The organism is Streptomyces flaveolus (assembly GCF_000716535.1).
GTDB lineage: Bacteria > Actinomycetota > Actinomycetes > Streptomycetales > Streptomycetaceae > Streptomyces > Streptomyces flaveolus_A.
The window spans coordinates 1-16,849 of the sequence record NZ_JNWV01000068.1 but is presented as its reverse complement, the minus strand read 5'-3'; the positions used below and the strand labels follow the sequence as shown (position 1 = coordinate 16,849).

Below are 16,849 nucleotides of genomic sequence, written 5' to 3'. Positions count from 1 at the left end.
CCCGTGGCGCCGAGAACGGCGGACGGGCACGGCCAGTGGCCACCGTGAGCAACCTCCACGGCCGGCCGGTGGCGGCCTGGGACCTGCCAGGTGCCCGTCAGGGGACGATCGTGGGGACAAGTCCGCCATCGGCACCCAGCGCCCTGCCCGTGGTCGCCGAGGCATGCTCCGACGCCACATACGTGATCATGCTGGCCACCTCGTGGGGCCGGATCAGCCGCTTGAGCAGGGACGCGGCGGCGCGGTTCTCCGCCAGATAACGCCGCTCCTGCTCATCCGGGTCAAGACCGGGATACAGCTCGTCGAACATGGCCAGCACGCCGTCACTCATCGTCGGCCCGGGCAGCACACAGTTCACCGTCACCCCGGTGCCGGCGACCTCCTGGGCCATGCCACGCGACACGGCGAGCTGCGCCGTCTTGGTCATCCCGTAGTGGACCATGTCCGTCGGCGTCTGCACGCCCGCCTCACTGCTGACGAAGATCACGCGACCCCACCCGCGCCCGACCATCCGCGGTGCGTAGTGCCGCGCCAGGCGCACACCGGAGAGCACGTTGACCTCATAGAAGCGCAGCCAGTCCGCGTCGGTGATCTCGAAGACGGGCCTGGTCTCGAAGACGCCGGTGTTGTTGACCAGGATGTCGGCGTCGGGCAGCTGCCGGATCAGGTCGGCCGTTCCCTCGGCCGTCCCGACGTCGGCCGTGACGCCCCGTCCCCCGATGCGCTCCGCCGTCTCGGCGACACGGTCGGCGTTACGGCCGTTGACCACGACATCGGCCCCGGCGGCGGCCAGCGCCCGCGCTGTCGCCTCCCCGATCCCCGCCGTCGACCCGGTGACCAGCGCGGTACGTCCGCTCAGATCGATCTGCATGAGGCGGTACACCTCTCCAGAAGTGCAGCCCACTCAGCAGCGGGCCGCGTCCCACGCGCCTGCGGCACCCCGCACTCGCTCGGACGACGGCGACCTGCTGCACACGCAAAACGCTGGCGTGCGGTAGGGGTACCCACGAGGACCCCAGACGTCCCCGGACGCTAACGATTCTTCGGCAAGGCGACGGAGCCCGCACCTCGGCGACCCACCACCCGGCTACGGCCGGAGACCGGGCGCCGCACTCAGATGCAGACCCGCCACCGCGGTGTAACCCACCGGTGTCACCACCCGGGCGAGCTCTGCGGGCTCCAGGCGAGCGGCATGGCCCCAGGCGCGCTCGTCCCGGGTGTGCCAGGAGGGGATGCACAGCTGCACGCACTGCCGGCGGCCGCCCTGAATGGGACGGTAGATCCGCGCCCATGGCCTCGGCCCGCGCTTGGTGAGCTGCCAGTCGGCACGCTGCATCTGCTTGGCGATCTTGTGCCCTTCCGGGAGCCGCCAGGCGAGCCGCTCCGACTCCGATACCGCGGCGGGCAGGCCGTACCGCTCGCAGGCCGCCCGGGTGAGGACCATCAGCGGGCTGGCGTCCTCGCCCGAGCCGTGCAGCCTTTCGGCCCCAGCTGCGCCTCGGCCGGCGTCCACGAGGTCATGCGGTTGCTCGCACAGGACCCCACCCCCGACGAGATCCTGGTCGAGCGGGTCCTCGTGCACCGCTGGGCCGAGCGTGACGGCACCTACGACGACCTCGTCGCCCAGCGTTCCCAGGTCCTGGCCATGCTCCCGAGCCGCCAAGGCTGACGTGATCCCGGCCGACAGGCAGTCTTTCTTCGGCGGGTCGCCTCACCGGTTCGCTGCGTCGTCCTCTGCGCCGGACAGGAGAGCTTGCGCCTGTCCGCGCGCATGGTCGATGGGGTCCGCGAAGGTGTTCAGGCCGTGGGCGACGAGCGCTCCTTCGTGCAGCGGCATGGGCATCCGTCCCAGATGACCGGCCCTGTCCGGGGTGATCTGCGCGGCGAATCCGCCTCGCCACCTGGGTCCGTCTGGGAGCGGCGCCCGGTCGGGTATCTCGTCGCCGAGCACGAGCGCTACGACGATCACAAGCTCCGCGCCATCGCCGAGGCCCAGGCCGCAGGGCGCATCAGGCAGGGCGACCCCTTCGACGTGATGGCCGTGGTCATCGCCATGTCCATGGCCTGGTCGCCGGTGAGCAACGTCTACGCCCCCGGCACAACAGAGCCCGTGGAGGTGCACGAACAGCGGCGCGCCCTGCTGCGGGACTGCGTTCGCCGCGCCGTCGCCCCGGGGTGACAACGGCGGCGGCAGGCGACTTGGAGCAACGCTTGGTGCGTGTCCGCTCGATCACCCACCTGTGGGCGCCCGGGCCGCCGCCGTGCCCCTGGGTCGGTCAGTGATCGGTGATCAGTGTGTAGCGGACGGTCTGGGCTTGGATGAGCCCGTCGCGGAAGACGAAGGTGTCGACGCCGTCTTCCACGCGGTGTCCGGTCGGGCTGGTCGCGGACCATTCGAGGAACAGTATGTCGCCGGCGAACTGCGGCTTGAGTTCCCAGTCGGCGTCCGGGAGATCTGCCAGCAGCTTGCCGATCGCCTCTTTGACTCCTTCGCGGCCGTGCAGGGTGCCGGACGGTGTGATGAAGACGGCGTCCTCGGCGTAGTTGCCAGCGATGCGTTCCAGGTCTCCCGTACCCAGACGCGCACCGTGATCAGCGAATACCTTTTGCGGACCACGGTGATCTGTGGTGGGTGTTGTCATGATGTGCTCCTTCGCACAGGGACCGGGGCCGTTCAGCGCCCGGGGACCGACAGGACGAGCTTTCCCCTGGTGTGACCGCCCTGGCTGATGCGCCAGGCTTCCGCGGCCTCGCGGAGAGGCAGTACACGGTCGAGATGGACGGTCAGCCGGCCTTCGTCGGCCAGGGCGGCCAGGGCGGCGAGACCGGACCGGTCCGGCCGTACCCATACGTAGTGGCCGCCCTTGGCGGCGGCTTCCGGGTCGACGACGGAAGCCAGGCGGCTGGGGTCGTCGAGCAGGTCGAGCGAGACGTCCACCGCGTCGTGCCCGGCGAAGTCCACAGCGGCGTCCACCCCCTGGGGGGCCTGCGCACGCACACGGTCACGGAGGCCGGCCCCGTAGGCCACAGGGACCGCACCCAGGGATCGGAGGAAATCGTGATTGCGCTCGCTCGCCGTTGCGATGACCCGTGCCCCGAGGGCGGTGGCGATCTGGACCCCGAACGAGCCGACGCCCCCGGCCGCGCCGTGAATGAGCACTGTCTCGTGCGGCTGGAGGCCGGTGCGCTGGATGGCCTGGTAGGCGGTGAGCCCCGCGAGGGGGACGCCCGCCGCTTCTTCCCAGGTGAGCGCGGCGGGCTTGGGGGCCAGCAGGCGCACGTGCGCGGAGACCAGTTCGGCATAGGCGCCGTGCTGGGCCCAGTCCTTGCGGACGTAGCCGAAGACCTCGTCGCCGGGGGCGAACTCGGTGACGTCGAAACCCACTTGCTCGACGACGCCGGCCACGTCCCAGCCGGGAATCAGCGGGAAGCAGGTCTCCATGACGGCGTCGAGCCGGCCTTCGGCCAGCTTCCAGTCGACCGGGTTGACCCCGGCCGCCTTCACACGGACGAGGACTTCGCCGGGTGCCACTTTCGGGTCCGGCAGCTCTGTCCATTCGAGGTCTTCGGTACGACCGTACCGGCGCAGTGCCATGGCTTTCATGGACGGACGTGCTCCTTTCAGGCGGCGACCGCGATCGAGCTGGGTGGTGACTGCAGGGCCCGGACCAGCGGTTCGAGCCTGACATCCTGAGCTGCCTCAGCGAGTGCCGCCCGCAGGGCGGTGTCGTGAGTGGGGCGCGCTGCCTCGAGCAGCTCCCTACCGGCGTCGGTGACGTTGGTGTAGATCCCGCGGCGGTCGGTGGGGCACAGGTAGCGGGACAGCAGTCCGCGGTCCTCCAGGCGGGTGACCAGGCGCGTGGTGGCGCTCTGGCTGAGGACGACGGCGTCGGCGACCTGTTTCATCTGCAGGTGCCCTCCGTCTCCGTCGTGCTGCCGGCTGAGCACGTCGAGCAGTGCGTACTCACGGGCGCTCAGGCCGTGAGCGGTTTCCAGCGCGTGTTCGAGGTGGGTCTCGATCCTGTCGTGCAGCAGGGAGAGGGCACACCAGCCGTGAGCCAGGACGGAGAGCGCTGGGGCGATGGCGGTCACGGGAGCCTCCTTCGGTGGCGGGCCGGTTGCTGACCACCATACTTGCAAACCATGGCTATTGCAGCAGGGGGTATATTGCACTTGCATATAGCCAGCGCTTGCAACTATTGAGATAAACGTCCCATGCGATCGTTAGGTTTCCCCCATGCCTCTCGCGCTCCTGGCCCTGGCCATCGGGGCCTTTGGGATCGGCACCACCGAATTCGTGATCATGGGCGTGCTGCCCCAGGTCGCGGACGACTTCGGCGTCAGCGTTCCCACCGCCAGCCAGCCGGCCGTCACGCCGAACTTGCGCGCCTCGCCGACAACCTCGGCTTCGCGAGCCTGTGGGTCCGGGACGTTCCCCTGTACGATCCCGAGCAGTTCGGCGACGCCGGCTCCGTCTTCGAGGCCTTCACGCATCTGGGTCATCTCGCAGCTGTCACCGAGCGGGCCGTGCTCGGGACCGGCGCCATAGTGCTGCCGCTGAGGCAGCCGCTGCTCGTCGCGAAGGCGGCAGCCACCGTCGACGTGCTCTCCCGCGGCCGGTTCATTCTCGGGCTGGCCAGCGGCGACCGGCCGGTGGAGTACCCCTTGTTCGGCGAGGACTTCGAGGCTCGCGGTGCCACGTTCCGCAAGAGCGTCGAGATCCTGCGCGCGGCCTGGGCCACCCGTGCGAGCGGACAGGGCATCAGCCTGCCCGATGTCGGACTCGACGCCGATCGCAATCTCGAAGTGCTGCCCAAGCCTACGGGTCGGTCGATCCCCGTCGCCATCGCGGGGCATGCCCAGCAGTCCGCGGAGTGGATCTCGCGGAACGCCGACGCCTCCCTCAACCACCCCCGCCCTCTGGGCGCTATACGGCTGAAGACCCGCGCATGGCAGCAGCTCACCGCCGGGGCCCCCAAGCCATACCTCACCCCCATGCAACTGGACCTCGCCGAGGATCCGGCCACCGCCGCGACTGCGATCAGGCTCGGCCTGCGCACCGGGCGTGAGGCCCTGGTCGACCATCTGCGGGAGATGGGCAGGCTCGGCGTCAGCCACGTCTCCTTCAACCTGCGCCCCAGCGACCGTCCCGTCGAGGAGGTTCTCCAGGAACTCGCCGAAACGGTGCCGCCGCACGTCCCCTCCACGGATGTGGCGACCGCAAGCGGTCCGGATGCCGCTCTTTGACCTCACTTCCTGGGGGAGCGGAACGTCAACGCCGCACGGCTGCGCGGTCGGGGGGGCTCACTGTCCAGGCCCCCTTCGCAGCGGATGCGGGGCAGCCGCGCCCGGGGCGTGCCGCCGGCACGGCGCTCGGCGGGACGCGGTCCGGCGCCGGGCGCGGCGCCGGGGCCGCGGGCGGTGGCGCCACCCGGCTGGAGCGCGGCCGGGCGAGGCGCCTGCCGCGTTCGCGGAGTCAGCCGACGTCGGCGGCAACCCGGCCCAGCTCGCCGAGGTCGGCCACCAGGCGGTCGCCGGCGCTGATCGCGGTCGGGGGGCACAAGGTGCCGCTCAGGACGATGTCCCCGGCCTCCAGCCGCGCTCCCCCGCGGTGCAGGTGACCTGCCAGCCACGCGACCGCTGCGGTCGGATCGCCCATGACGGCGGTCGCACTGCCCGGCACCGTCCGGGAGCCGGTCAGCAGCGTGGCCGTGATCTTCGACAGGCCCGCCGGCGGCGGCGTCACCCGGGGCCCCAGTACGGCGCGCGCCGCGTTGGTGTTGTCGGCGACGAGCATGGGGAGCGTCCGTGCGCCGCCGCACCACCTGCTGTCGACGATCTCGAAGGCCGGGGCGACCACGGCGGTGGCGTGGTGAACGTCCTGGGCGGTCACGTCCACGCCGGACAGCGCCTCGCCCAGGATGAAGGCGATCTCCACCTCCACCTGCGCTTCGAACAATCCCGCCGTGGTGAGCGGCTGGCCGTCCTGGAGCAGTCTGCCGGCGAGCAGATGGCCGGCGGCCGGCTGGCCGGCGCCGAAGGCATCCCGCGCGGGCTGTGAGGTGAGGCCGATCTTGTACCCGATCACCTCGTCACCGGCCGCGAGTGCCAGCTCTCGGGTGGCGTTCTCGACCGCATAGGCCAGTTCGAGACTGTCGAGCCGGTCGGCCGCTTCAGGGTCGACCGGTGTGCCGCCCCTTGCCGCCTGCCACAATCGCCGGGCCAGTTCCTGGATCATCTCTTTCTCCACCTGTCTCTCCTCATGGCATGATGTCCGATACTTTGGACGGCGTCCGATACTGGGGCTGGGAGGAACTCATGGCGCGCCTGACCGCTCCGGCTCTTCGCCGGGGCCTGGACATCCTCGAACTGCTCATCGACGAGAATCAGGGGCTGCGGGTCCCCGAGATCACACAACGGCTCGGCCTGCCGCGCGCCACCGCGCACGAGCTCGTCAACACGCTGGTCGATCGCGGCTACCTCGACCTGTCGGGGGACACCGGGCGCGTCACCCTGGGCGTCAAGGTCCTGCCGCTCGGGGCGGCGTACGAGCGCGGCCTCGATCTCGCCTCAGTGGGCCGGGAGTGCGCGGCCGAGGTGGCGGCCGCCTGCGGCGAGACGGTCCAGGTCGTCGTGCGCGACGCCGCGTCCGCCGTGTTCATCGTGCGCATCGACAGCAGGCACCCGATCCGTCTCGTGTCGCAGGTGGGCAGTCGGCTGCCGGCATCCTGCACTGCGGGAGGGAAGGTCCTCCTGAGCGCCCTGCCGACAGCCGAACTTGACGCACTGTTCCCCAACAACGCCGCGTTGCAGAAGATGACGTCGAACAGCATCAGCACCCGCAAGCGGCTGGTGGCCGACCTGGAAGCAGCGCGCGAGCGCGGCTGGGCCGAGGAGAACTGCGAGTCCAACGAGCATGTGGCCTGCGTCGCCGCTCCGGTGTACGACCGCCTCGGGAAGTGCGTGGCGGCGATGAGCATCTCGGTGCCCATCCTGCGGTGGAACGACACCCAGAAGCAGCGCTGTATCGAGCTCGTCCTGGACGGGGCGAGGAAGATGTCGCAACTCCTGGGGGCGCCGGCCGCCTCGTGAAACGGTGTCCTGTCAGCACTTCCCGTTCGGGAAGATCACCGCGCGACCGGTGGCATCCTGCGACAGCGCGGCGTACGCCTCGTTGATCGCCGAGAGTTCGTACTGCTCGCCGAGCAGCTTGTCGAGCGGCAGGCGCCCGGCCTTGAACAGTTCGAGCAGCTTCGGGATGTCGACCGGCGTGTTGGCCGAGCCGTAGAGGCTGCCGACCAATCGCTTCTCCTGCTGGACCAGGGGATTGATGGGCACGGGGACGGTGGCACCCACCCTGCCGAGGCCGACGGCCACCACGGTCCCGCCGGTGCCCACGACGTCGATCGCCTGCGTGAGGGTCTGTGGCGCGCCGACGGCATCCAGCGCCCAGGTCATCGCCTTTGGTGAGATCCTGGTGAGCGCCTCGGCGAGGTCGTGCGTGCGCACGTTGACCGCATGGGTGGCGCCGAGTTCGAGTGCCTTGTCCAGCTTGGCGTCCACCGTGTCGACCGCGACGATCGGATCGGCGCCTATGAGCCGCAGGCCCATTACCGCGCTCAGCCCGACACCACCGGCGCCGATGACCACGACGCCCTCTCCGGTGGCGTCCTTCATGACGTTCAGCGCCGTGCCGGCCCCGGTCACCACGGCGCATCCGGTGACCGCCGCGATCTCCGGCGGTACGGCCGGATCGATCACGACCACCGATCGGTCCGAGACGACGCATCGCTCGGCGAAGCAGGAGACCCCCATGAGGTGGTGGAGCTTCTCGCCGTTCAGGTTCAGCCGCGACGTCCCGTCGAGCAGACCGCCGGAGGCCGCCTGGACGCGGCCCAGTGCGCACAGCGCGGGGCGGCCGGTCGTGCAGAACTCGCAGTCGCCGCACCGCGGGCGCCACAACGTGATGACGGTGTCGCCGGGGCGGACCCGGGTCACGCCTTCCCCGACACGCTCGACGATGCCGGCCCCTTCGTGCCCGAGCACCGCGGGCAGGCGGGCTGTGAGGTCGCCGTTCATGTAGTGCAGGTCACTGTGGCACACCCCGGCGGCGAGCACGCGGATGGTCACTTCGCCCGGTCCGGGGTCGTCGAGATCAACGTCCTCGACGGTCAACGGCGTACCAGGCCGGTGCAGTACTGCTGCCTTCATTGAGCCACGCCTCACTGTGTACGAAACTTCAGACACTGTCTTACCGGTTGAGTATGTGAGGCCGCTTCAGTCGCCGTCAAGGACGTTGACGAGGACGCTGACGCATGCAACGGTGTCTTGAGAGCAAGACTATGTCTTATATTTAAGACGCACTCAAGGAGCGTGCTTGATGACCGATGCGACGCACCCGCAGGCGCTGGCGCACAAACTCGACGCTGCCGCAGGCGCGTTCGAGCAGTGGAGCCGCCTCCCACCGGCCGACCGTGCCCCGCTTCTTCAGGCCGTCGCCTCCGCGCTCGAGGAGGCCGCGCCGAAACTCGTGGCGATCGCGGACGAGGAGACGTCCCTCGGGCAGGCCCGACTGCGCAACGAGATGGTCCGCACCGTGTTCCAGCTGCGGCTGTTCGCCCAGGTGGTGGAGCGGGGGGAGTACCTCGGGGCGACGATCGACCATGCCGACCCGTCCTGGCCGGTGGGCCCGCGACCTGACCTGCGCCGGATGCTCGAACCTCTCGGTCCGGTCGTCGTTTTCGCCGCGAGCAACTTCCCGCTCGCGTTCAGCGTGGCCGGCGGGGACACCGCCTCGGCGCTCGCAGCGGGCTGCTCAGTCGTGGTCAAGGCCCACTCCGGCCACCCCAGGCTCTCGGCCGCCACGGCAGAGGTGGTGCACGACGCACTACAGTCCGCCGACGCCCCCGAGGGGCTCTTCGACGTCATCTTCGGGACCGAGGCCGGGCGGGCCGCCATAACGGACCCGCGGGTGAAGGCGGGCGCGTTCACCGGTTCGATCGAGGCGGGCCGAGCCCTCTTCGACCTCGCCACCGGCCGTCCGGAGCCCATACCGTTCTACGGCGAGCTCGGCAGCGTCAATCCGGTCTTCGTGACGAAGGCCGCCGCCGAGCGGCGCGGGCCCGCGATCGTTTCGGAGTTCGCCGGGTCGTTCACGCTCGGCGCCGGACAGTTCTGCACGAAGCCCGGCATCCTGCTGGTCCCGGTATCGGCCGGACTCGTGGACCAGCTGCCCGACGCCGTCCCCGGCGAGCCGTTGACTCTGCTCAACGATCGCATCCGCACCTCCTACTCCGGTGCTGTGCAGGAGCTGCGGAACACGGCCGGAGTGCGCGTCCTGGTCAGTGGGGATCACACCGCCGCCGATCCGTCGCCGACGGTGCTGTGCACGACCTCGGCGGAGCTGCTGCGGGACCCGGAGGCGATCATCCGGGAGGTGTTCGGACCGGCCGCGCTGGTCGTCGAATACACGGAGGAGAGCGAACTGCTGACGGTGGCGAAGGTCATCGACGGCCAACTGACCGCGTCCATCCAGGGTGAAGACGACGACACCGTCGCAGCGGAGTTGATCAGGCTCCTGGCCGCCAAGGCCGGACGTGTGCTGTGGAACCAGTGGCCCACCGGTGTCTCGGTCACCTATGCGCAGCAGCACGGCGGCCCCTACCCGGCCACCACGGCACCGGCCACGACCTCGGTGGGGACCGAGGCCATCTCCCGGTTCCTGCGGCCGGTCGCGTATCAGAACGTGCCGCAGCACCTGCTGCCCCCGGCCCTGCGCGACGCGAACCCGTTGGGGATTCCCCGGCGCGCCTCCTGACGCCGGGCCGCGCACGCGGAAAAGGGCCTGCGGAGGCGGGCCCTTTCCCGGCCCCGGATGCCTACGGCACGCGCACGTGATGCCGCGCGATCGCGGCGCTCGAGTTCAGACCCAGGAGTTGCAGGCTGCGTGAGTACTCCTCGCGCAGGATCGTCACGGCGCGTTCCACGCCCCGCTCGCCGCCGGCCATCAGGCCGTAGAGGTAGGCACGGCCGATCATGACCGCATCCGCCCCGAGAGCCACCGCGGTGAGGATGTCCTGACCGTGCCTGACGCCGCTGTCGAGGATCACCGTGGCGTCAGGACCGAGCTCTTCGCGGATTTCGGGCAACACCGTGAGGGTGGCCGGCGTGCGGTCGAGCTGCCGTCCGCCGTGGTTGGACACGATCACGCCGTCCACGCCCGCCTCGACGGCACGGCGGGCGTCGCGCGGGCTGAGGATCCCCTTGACCAGCAACCGGTGTGGCCAGTTGGCGCGCAGCCACGCCAGATGCTCGTAGTTCAGCGTCGGTTCGAACACGACGTCGGCGACCCGCACCGCGTCGATCGCGCCGCTGGTCATGCTGCTCAGCGACGCGAACGTGATCGGGGCCGTGGTCAGCTTGTTCAGCGCCCAGGACGGGTAGCGGGCCATGCCGCACAGAGTCCGCAGGGTGAGCGATGGCGGGATCGTGAGGCCGTTGCGGATGTCCTTGAGGTGCCGGGCCGCCACGGGTGTGTCGACGGTCAGGACCACGGTGGTGAACCCGGCCGCCCGGGCGCGGTCGAGCAGTTCCGCGTTGAGGCGCTCGTCGCGGGTCAGGTAGAGCTGGAACCAGTGCTCACCGCCAGGAGCCGCCGCGGCGACGTCCTCCACGGTGGACGTTCCCACCGTGGAAAGGGTGTAGGGCAGCCCGTGGCGGGCGGCCACGCGCGCGACCGCCGTCTCGCCCTCGTGGTGCATCATCCGTGTGTAGCCGGTCGGCGCGAAAATCAGCGGCATCGAGATCTCCCGGCCGAGCACGCGCGTGGACAGGTCCGGGTGGTCGACCGGCGACAGGTACTCCGGCACGAGTTCGACCGCCGCGAACGCCGCCCTGTTCCGTCGTGCGGTCACCTCCGCGTCGGCCGCGCCGTCGACGTAGTCGAACACCGCGCGCGGAGTCGTGCGTACCGCTACCCGGCGCAGATCGTCGATGCTCAGCGCGGCTCCCAGCCGCCGCTCGACCGGGTTGAGGGTCGGCCGGCGCAGCCGCAGGACCTCTCGGAGCTCCGTCCACCGGGGACGCTGTCGTGCGACGCGAGGCCGCTTCTGGGCTGCGGATGCCGCTGGGGACTGGGTGACGGTCACTGTCGTGCCTCTCGATGTGCGGGTACGAATGGCCGTTCGACGAACGACGAGATATTGGACGCTGTCTGAGAAATCGGAGTCTCACTCCTGACTCGGCGGGCGTCAAGCCTTGACGTCCGGCTCGCGGCGCGGGCACCATCTGAACCGTATTTAAGACAGTGTCTTAGATTTCAGACATTGGAGGGTGCTGTGCAACTCGGTCTGGCAGGGAAAACCGCTCTCGTCTGTGCGTCCACATCCGGGCTGGGCAGGGCGACCGCCCAGGCCCTCGCGGAAGAAGGCGTGACCGTCGTGGTCACGGGCCGGTCGGACGGCCGGGCCAAGGAGGTGGCCGGCGAACTGCCCAACGCGGTCGGTGTGGGCTGCGACCTGGTGGCAGACGGCGGTGCGGAGCAGCTCCTCACGGCTGCCCGCGAGGCCGTCGGTGACCTCGACATCCTCGTCCTCAACGGGCCGGGACCCGCGCCGGGGCCGGCCCGCGCCACTGACACCGCCGGGATCGAGCAGGCCATCGACACGCTGGTCAAACCACAGCAGATCCTGGTGCAGGGCGTCCTTCCGGCAATGCTCGAGAAGGGGTGGGGCCGCATCCTGAGCATCAGCTCGACGAGCGTGCAGGCCCCCCTGCCGAACCTCTCGCTGTCCAACCTCGGCCGGGCGGCGCTCGCCGGGTACCTGAAAACCCTCGCCACCGAGGTGGCCGCGCAAGGCGTGACGGTCAACTCCCTGCTGCCCGGGCGCATCGCCACCTCCCGGGCCCGGCAGGTGGACGAAGCCACCGCCCAGCGCACCGGCCAGTCACTGAGCGAGGTCGAGGCCGCATCCAAGGCCACTATCCCGGCCGGGCGCTACGGAGGACCCGACGAGTTCGGTGCCGTCGCCGCCTTCCTGTGCAGCACCCAGGCCGCGTACATCACGGGCACCGCCGTCCGGTGTGACGGCGGCCTCGTACCAACCCTCTGACCCTGTCAGACGGTTCACCCGACTCCCGACGACGAGAGCCACGAACCCGCATGAGCCATCTTCACGTCACTGACGACGCAACCGGAAGACGCCCCGAAGCGCCCTTGGCCGCCACCCGCAGAACGGCACTGGCCGGCATGATCGGCACCACGATCGAGTGGTACGACTTCTACATTTACGGCCTCGCCGCGGCGCTGGTCTTCGGCACGGAGTTCTTTCCCGAGTTCTCACCGGCGGCCGGCACTCTGGCCGCGTTCGGCACCTTCGCCGTGGGCTTTGTGGCCCGCCCGCTCGGCGGAGTCATCTTCGGTCATTTCGGGGACCGCCTGGGACGCAAGAACGCGCTCATGCTCACGCTGTTCCTGATGGGTGCGGCGACCGTCGTCGTCGGCCTGCTGCCGGGCTACCAGGTCATCGGGATCTGGGCGCCGATCCTGCTGGTCACGCTGCGCTTCCTTCAGGGTTTCGCCGTCGGCGGCGAGTGGGGCGGCGCTGTGACCATGGTCGTGGAATCCTCGCCGGTCGACCGGCGAGGCCTCTATGGGAGTCTGCCGCAGATGGGTGTACCACTGGGGCTGGTCCTGTCGTCGACCGTGTTCGCGGTGGTCTCCACGCTGCCCGATGACGACCTCCTTGCCTGGGGCTGGCGCGTCCCGTTCCTGCTCAGCGTCGCGTTGATCGCGGTGGGGTTGTTCCTCCGGTCGCGCATCACCGAGACACAGACGTTCGTCCAGGTCAAGGAGTCAGGGCGGGCGCGCAAGATGCCGGCCGTGGAGGCGTTCCGCCGCCACGGGAGGGCGATCGCCCTCACCGTCGGCATGTACGTCTCGGCCGGCGTCCCCTTCTACATCGTCTCGGTGTACGTGCTGTCGTACGGCCCTTCCCACCTCGGCCTGTCGCGGGGCGTGCTCCTGACGGGGATGCTCATCGCGGCCCTGGTCGAGGGCCTGACGGTGCCCTGCTTCGGCGCGCTGTCGGACAGACTGGGCCGGCGCCCCGTGTTCCTGACCGCTGCCGGATTCACAGTCCTGCTCGCCTTCCCGTTCTTCCGGCTGCTGGCGGCCGGGCAGACAGGTCTCACCTGGCTGGCCATACTGCTCGCGCTCGCCGTGGCGCACGCGGGGATGTACGGGCCCACAGCGGCGCTGTACGCCGAACTGTTCTCCGCGAGCGTCCGGTACACCGGCACGTCGATCGGCTACCAGCTCGGCGGTGTCGTGGCGGGGTTCGTGCCGCTAGTCACGGGTGCACTCGTCAGTGCCGCCGACGGTGCCTCCTGGCCGATCGCCTCGATCTGGGCGGGAGCGGGGTTGGTCGGGCTGGTCTGCGCGCTGATCGTCCGGGAGACCCGGGGGCGCGACCTGAACTCCGATCACGACGCCGACGGCTGACCACCATGCGATGCCCTCTGCGAAGTTCACTGACGAATTCATCGATGGCCGGCCGGGCTTCGGCCTGCGGCCGTCCTGGACCGGAGGCTCCATGACCGCGAACAGAGTCCACGTACTGAGCTGCGGAGCGATGAGCTGCGACCTGACGTGGCTGCTGCTCAAGCCCGGCCGCACGCTGCGTGCGCGCACCGAGCGCGAGCGGCCCGCCGAGTGGTACCCCTGCACGACCCACTGCGTGCTCGTAGAGACCCCCGAGGGGACTCTGCTGTGGGACACCAGCTGCCCCCGCGACTGGCAGACCCGCTGGGCTCCCACCGGCCTGCAGGAGTTCTTCCCCTACGACCAGGTGAGCGACGAGGAGTATCTCGACGCGCGGCTCGGCCAGATCGGTGTGGAGCCGCAGGACATCGATTACCTGGTCCTGTCCCACCTTCACTTCGACCACGCCGGGAACATCGGCATGTTCGCCGGCACCGGCGCGAGGCTGGTGTGCAACGACAAGGAGAAGGAGTTCGCGTTCGGCTTCGAAGGCGCCTTCAACGGTGCACACCTTAAAGCGGACTACGCTGCCTGGGACTTCGACACCGTCAGCGGTGACACGGAGATCCTGCCCGGTGTCACCCTCATCGAGGCTCCTGGGCACACCCCCGGCACCATGGCAATGAAGGTCGACCTGCCGGAGACCGGGACGATGCTCTTCACGTCGGACGCCGTCTATATGGGCGACTCCTACGGCCCGCCGGCTGTCCCTGCAGCCGTCGTCAACGACCTGTCGGCCTGGTACGCATCGGTGGAGAAGATCCGCGGCATCGCCGAGAGGTCGGACGCCACCGTCGTCTTCGGCCACGACGCCGAGCAACTGCGCTCGATGCGACTCGCCCCCAACGGCTTCTACGTCTGATCGCCCGGGCCGGCCCGGCGGCACCCCAGCAGCGGCTGGCTGCGCCGCCGGGACCCAGCCGATCCCCAGGAGAATGCGTATGACCACCAACGTTCCGGCCGGACTCGAGTCCGTGGCCACCTACGGCGCCGCGGCGCTGAAGCCAGGGGCATCCGACGGGACCGGCTCCGACTTGGCCCGGTGCGGGGCCCGCCGGGTGCTCCTGATCACCGACGCCGCGATGGCCGCCACCGGCCACCGCTCTATGTGCCTGACATTCACGCACCCTGGGGGTGACCGCTGTCAGCCGCGTGGGCATTCTGTGCCACGCACCGGAGAGCTGCACGCCCCACCACCATCTGCTGCTCGACGTCCTGTGGACCCGAGGTCAGCACTGGCAGCAGCCACGCCCGGCTGCGGTCCGCTCTCGCGGTCGTCTCCACCGCCCCGTGCGGTCAACGAGGACGACAACACCGGCATCCGCGACGGCTCACTGTCGCTGTCGTGAGGTGAGGACCCGATGGCCATCTACGAACTCGCCTGCGCGGCCGGACACCGCTTCGAAGTGATCCAGTCGTTCACCGCCCCGCTGCCGAGCTGCCCGGAATGCAGCGGCGATACCCGCAAGATCCCCAGCAGCTTCGCGATCGGCGGCGTCGCCACCGTCCCACCGCCGCCGGAGCGGATGCCACAGACCTGGAAGGGGACCTACCGCGGCGACCGTGACTACATCACCACCCTGCGGCATATGGCCGAGGCCCGGCAGAAGCTGGAGGACAAACACCCGGAACTCGCCGGCGACCGGCGGCCGGTCATCGCTCACGAAGGCAGCTACGAAGCGGCACCGTTGCGCGTCGGCGACGCACTGCCCGCCCCCACCGGAACACCCGGCCACAGCCACAGCCACACTCATCCGCACGGGCACGCTCACAGCCATGGGCGGGGGAGTGAGGCGAGTCAGCACTGATACTCCGATCCAACGGGAGTACCAGCCCGGCCGGAGCTCCGCACTCACACCCGCCGCCGACTCGCTCGCGACTGTAAGACGTTCGGTGTAACTCCCGATCATGGAAGATGTATCGATGACCAGTGAGAACGTGTCCGAGTCCGAGACCGCCGAGCCCACGAAGGCTGTGTCGGTGAAGGCCGTGGACGATCAGTTGATCGACGAGCTGGTGGGTCGCGCTCAGGCCGAGGGCCTGCAGCTGACCGACGAGGGCGGACTGCTGCAGCAGCTGACCAAGCGGCTGCTGGAGTCTGCCTTGGAAGGCGAGAGCACCGACCATCTCGGCTATGACAAGCACGGCCCCGTGGGCAAGAACGGCGGCAACTCCCGCAACGGCACACGCTCCAAGACGGTGCTGACCGACGTCGGCCCGGTGGAGATAACCGTGCCCCGCGACCGCGACGGCTCCTTCGAGCCGAAGATCGTCAAGAAGCGGCAGAAGCGCCTGACCGGTGTCGACGAGATGGTCATCTCGCCGGCCGCGAAGGGCCTGACCGCCGGCGAGGTGCAGGCCCACCTGGCCGAGGTCTATGGCGCCGAGGTCTCCCGCCAGACCGTCTCCACGATTACCGACAAGGTGCTTGAGGGCATGGCCGAGTGGCAGAGCCGCCCGCTCGACACCGTCTATCCGGTCGTCTTCATCGACGCCATTCACGTGAAGATCCGCGATGGTGCAGTGGCCAACCGGCCGATCTATGTGGCTCTGGCCGTCACCACCGAGGGCCGGCGGGAGATCCTGGGACTGTGGGCCGGCGACGGCGGCGAGGGTGCCAAGCACTGGCTGCACATCCTCACCGAGATCAAGAACCGTGGCGTCAGCGACGTCCTCATGCTCGTCTGCGACGGGCTCAAGGGCCTGCCCGACGCGGTGGAGACCGTCTGGCCCAGGACGATCGTGCAGACCTGCGTTGTCCACCTGCTGCGGAACTCCTTCCGCTATGCCGCCCGACAGGACTGGGACAAGATCGCCCGTCTCCTCAAGCCCGTCTGTACCGCCCCCACCGAAGAGGCCGTCCTGGACCGGTTCGCCGAGTTCGCCGACGCGTGGGGACGGAAGTATCCGGCGATCGTGAAGCTGTGGGAGAACGCCTGGGAGGAGTTCACGCCCTTCCTGCGGTTCGACACCGAGATCTGCCGCATCGTCTGCACCACCAACGCGATCGAATCGGTGAACGCGCGCATCCGCCGGGCGGTCAAGGCCCGCGGGCACTTCCCGAACGAGCAGGCCGCCCTGAAGTGCGTCTACATGGCGATCATGTCCCTCGATCCCACGGGTAAGGGCCAGGCCCGCTGGACCATGCGCTGGAAGACCGCCCTGAACGCCTTCGACATCACCTTCGACGGCCGCCTGTCGGCGGCCCGTCAGTAACCCCAACTACCCCAGTTACACCGCTCGTTTGGGTCTGTTCCGTAGTCGGTGGTGACGGTGAGTCCTCGCCCGTGATCATTGAGCGTGCTTGAT

General features: G+C 69.6%; 16 protein-coding genes and 4 pseudogenes. 10 read left to right on the top strand and 10 right to left on the bottom strand.

Features of this window, described 5'->3' with window-relative positions; all coding sequences use genetic code 11:
• Positions 1-97: 97 nt before the first annotated feature.
• Positions 98-871, bottom strand: a complete 774-nt coding sequence (locus OO52_RS43260; RefSeq protein ID WP_030657651.1) for an SDR family NAD(P)-dependent oxidoreductase — start codon at positions 869-871, stop codon at positions 98-100.
• Between the two features lie 234 nt (positions 872-1,105).
• Positions 1,106-1,512, bottom strand: a pseudogene (locus tag OO52_RS43255) (telomere-associated protein Tap); the annotation flags it as partial.
• A 1-nt stretch (position 1,513) separates the two neighbouring features.
• Here OO52_RS43255 and OO52_RS43250 point away from each other — a divergent pair.
• Positions 1,514-1,669 (top strand): annotated as a pseudogene (locus OO52_RS43250) (oxidoreductase); the annotation flags it as partial.
• 42 nt (positions 1,670-1,711) lie between these two features.
• Here the strand turns inward: OO52_RS43250 and OO52_RS53670 are convergent.
• A complete protein-coding gene (locus tag OO52_RS53670; protein ID WP_420711467.1) occupies positions 1,712-1,837 on the bottom strand; it encodes a hypothetical protein in 126 nt (41 codons plus the stop codon).
• 50 nt (positions 1,838-1,887) lie between these two features.
• On the opposite strand from OO52_RS53670, the pseudogene OO52_RS43245 reads away from it, so the two are divergent.
• Positions 1,888-2,179, top strand: a pseudogene (locus tag OO52_RS43245) (TetR/AcrR family transcriptional regulator); the annotation flags it as partial.
• A 97-nt stretch (positions 2,180-2,276) separates the two neighbouring features.
• Here OO52_RS43245 and OO52_RS43240 read toward each other — a convergent pair.
• The 4 genes from OO52_RS43240 to OO52_RS53665 form a co-directional block, all read right to left on the bottom strand.
• Positions 2,277-2,642 (bottom strand): nuclear transport factor 2 family protein, encoded by a 366-nt coding sequence (locus OO52_RS43240; RefSeq protein ID WP_030657659.1) that lies wholly within the window; start codon positions 2,640-2,642, stop codon positions 2,277-2,279.
• Positions 2,643-2,674: 32 nt separating this feature from the next.
• Entirely contained in the window at positions 2,675-3,604 is a 930-nt protein-coding gene (locus tag OO52_RS43235) for an NADP-dependent oxidoreductase (RefSeq protein ID WP_030657661.1), read from the bottom strand.
• Positions 3,605-3,621: 17 nt separating this feature from the next.
• Complete coding sequence (locus OO52_RS43230) at positions 3,622-4,092, bottom strand: MarR family winged helix-turn-helix transcriptional regulator (RefSeq protein WP_030657663.1); 471 nt, start codon at positions 4,090-4,092, stop codon at positions 3,622-3,624.
• A gap of 132 nt (positions 4,093-4,224) precedes the next feature.
• Positions 4,225-4,503, bottom strand: coding sequence for a hypothetical protein (locus tag OO52_RS53665; RefSeq protein WP_234339989.1), 279 nt, complete (start codon positions 4,501-4,503; stop codon positions 4,225-4,227).
• On the opposite strand from OO52_RS53665, the pseudogene OO52_RS43225 reads away from it, so the two are divergent.
• Positions 4,402-5,247: pseudogene (locus OO52_RS43225) on the top strand (TIGR03571 family LLM class oxidoreductase); the annotation flags it as partial. The gene OO52_RS53665 and the pseudogene OO52_RS43225 sit on opposite strands and share 102 nt — an antisense overlap.
• 229 nt (positions 5,248-5,476) lie before the next feature.
• Here OO52_RS43225 and OO52_RS43220 read toward each other — a convergent pair.
• Positions 5,477-6,250 (bottom strand): 2-keto-4-pentenoate hydratase, encoded by a 774-nt coding sequence (locus OO52_RS43220; protein WP_051819046.1) that lies wholly within the window; start codon positions 6,248-6,250, stop codon positions 5,477-5,479.
• A gap of 17 nt (positions 6,251-6,267) precedes the next feature.
• Here OO52_RS43220 and OO52_RS43215 point away from each other — a divergent pair, with 17 nt between their 5' ends.
• Positions 6,268-7,092, top strand: coding sequence for an IclR family transcriptional regulator (locus OO52_RS43215; protein WP_199820062.1), 825 nt, complete (start codon positions 6,268-6,270; stop codon positions 7,090-7,092).
• A 12-nt stretch (positions 7,093-7,104) separates the two neighbouring features.
• On the opposite strand, the gene OO52_RS43210 is transcribed toward OO52_RS43215, so the two are convergent.
• The gene (locus OO52_RS43210; RefSeq protein ID WP_030657674.1) at positions 7,105-8,211 is read right to left on the bottom strand and encodes a zinc-binding dehydrogenase; all 1,107 of its coding nucleotides are present in this window, start codon (positions 8,209-8,211) and stop codon (positions 7,105-7,107) included.
• A gap of 169 nt (positions 8,212-8,380) precedes the next feature.
• Here OO52_RS43210 and OO52_RS43205 point away from each other — a divergent pair, with 169 nt between their 5' ends.
• Positions 8,381-9,817, top strand: a complete 1,437-nt coding sequence (locus tag OO52_RS43205) for an aldehyde dehydrogenase (NADP(+)) (RefSeq protein ID WP_030657676.1) — start codon at positions 8,381-8,383, stop codon at positions 9,815-9,817.
• A gap of 61 nt (positions 9,818-9,878) precedes the next feature.
• On the opposite strand, the gene OO52_RS43200 is transcribed toward OO52_RS43205, so the two are convergent.
• Positions 9,879-11,147: an alpha-hydroxy acid oxidase gene (locus tag OO52_RS43200; RefSeq protein ID WP_030657678.1), complete on the bottom strand. Its 1,269-nt coding sequence runs from the start codon at positions 11,145-11,147 to the stop codon at positions 9,879-9,881.
• Positions 11,148-11,336: 189 nt separating this feature from the next.
• On the opposite strand from OO52_RS43200, the gene OO52_RS43195 reads away from it, so the two are divergent.
• From OO52_RS43195 to OO52_RS43175, 5 genes are all read left to right on the top strand, one after another.
• Entirely contained in the window at positions 11,337-12,110 is a 774-nt protein-coding gene (locus tag OO52_RS43195; RefSeq protein WP_030657680.1) for an SDR family oxidoreductase, read from the top strand.
• Positions 12,111-12,247: 137 nt separating this feature from the next.
• A complete protein-coding gene (locus tag OO52_RS43190; RefSeq protein ID WP_234339984.1) occupies positions 12,248-13,501 on the top strand; it encodes an MFS transporter in 1,254 nt (417 codons plus the stop codon).
• Between the two features lie 91 nt (positions 13,502-13,592).
• Positions 13,593-14,402: an N-acyl homoserine lactonase family protein gene (locus OO52_RS43185; RefSeq protein ID WP_030657685.1), complete on the top strand. Its 810-nt coding sequence runs from the start codon at positions 13,593-13,595 to the stop codon at positions 14,400-14,402.
• Positions 14,403-14,901: 499 nt separating this feature from the next.
• A complete protein-coding gene (locus OO52_RS43180; protein WP_030657687.1) occupies positions 14,902-15,348 on the top strand; it encodes an FmdB family zinc ribbon protein in 447 nt (148 codons plus the stop codon).
• 100 nt (positions 15,349-15,448) lie between these two features.
• Positions 15,449-16,756, top strand: coding sequence for an IS256 family transposase (locus OO52_RS43175; protein WP_199820061.1), 1,308 nt, complete (start codon positions 15,449-15,451; stop codon positions 16,754-16,756).
• Positions 16,757-16,849: the final 93 nt, after the last annotated feature.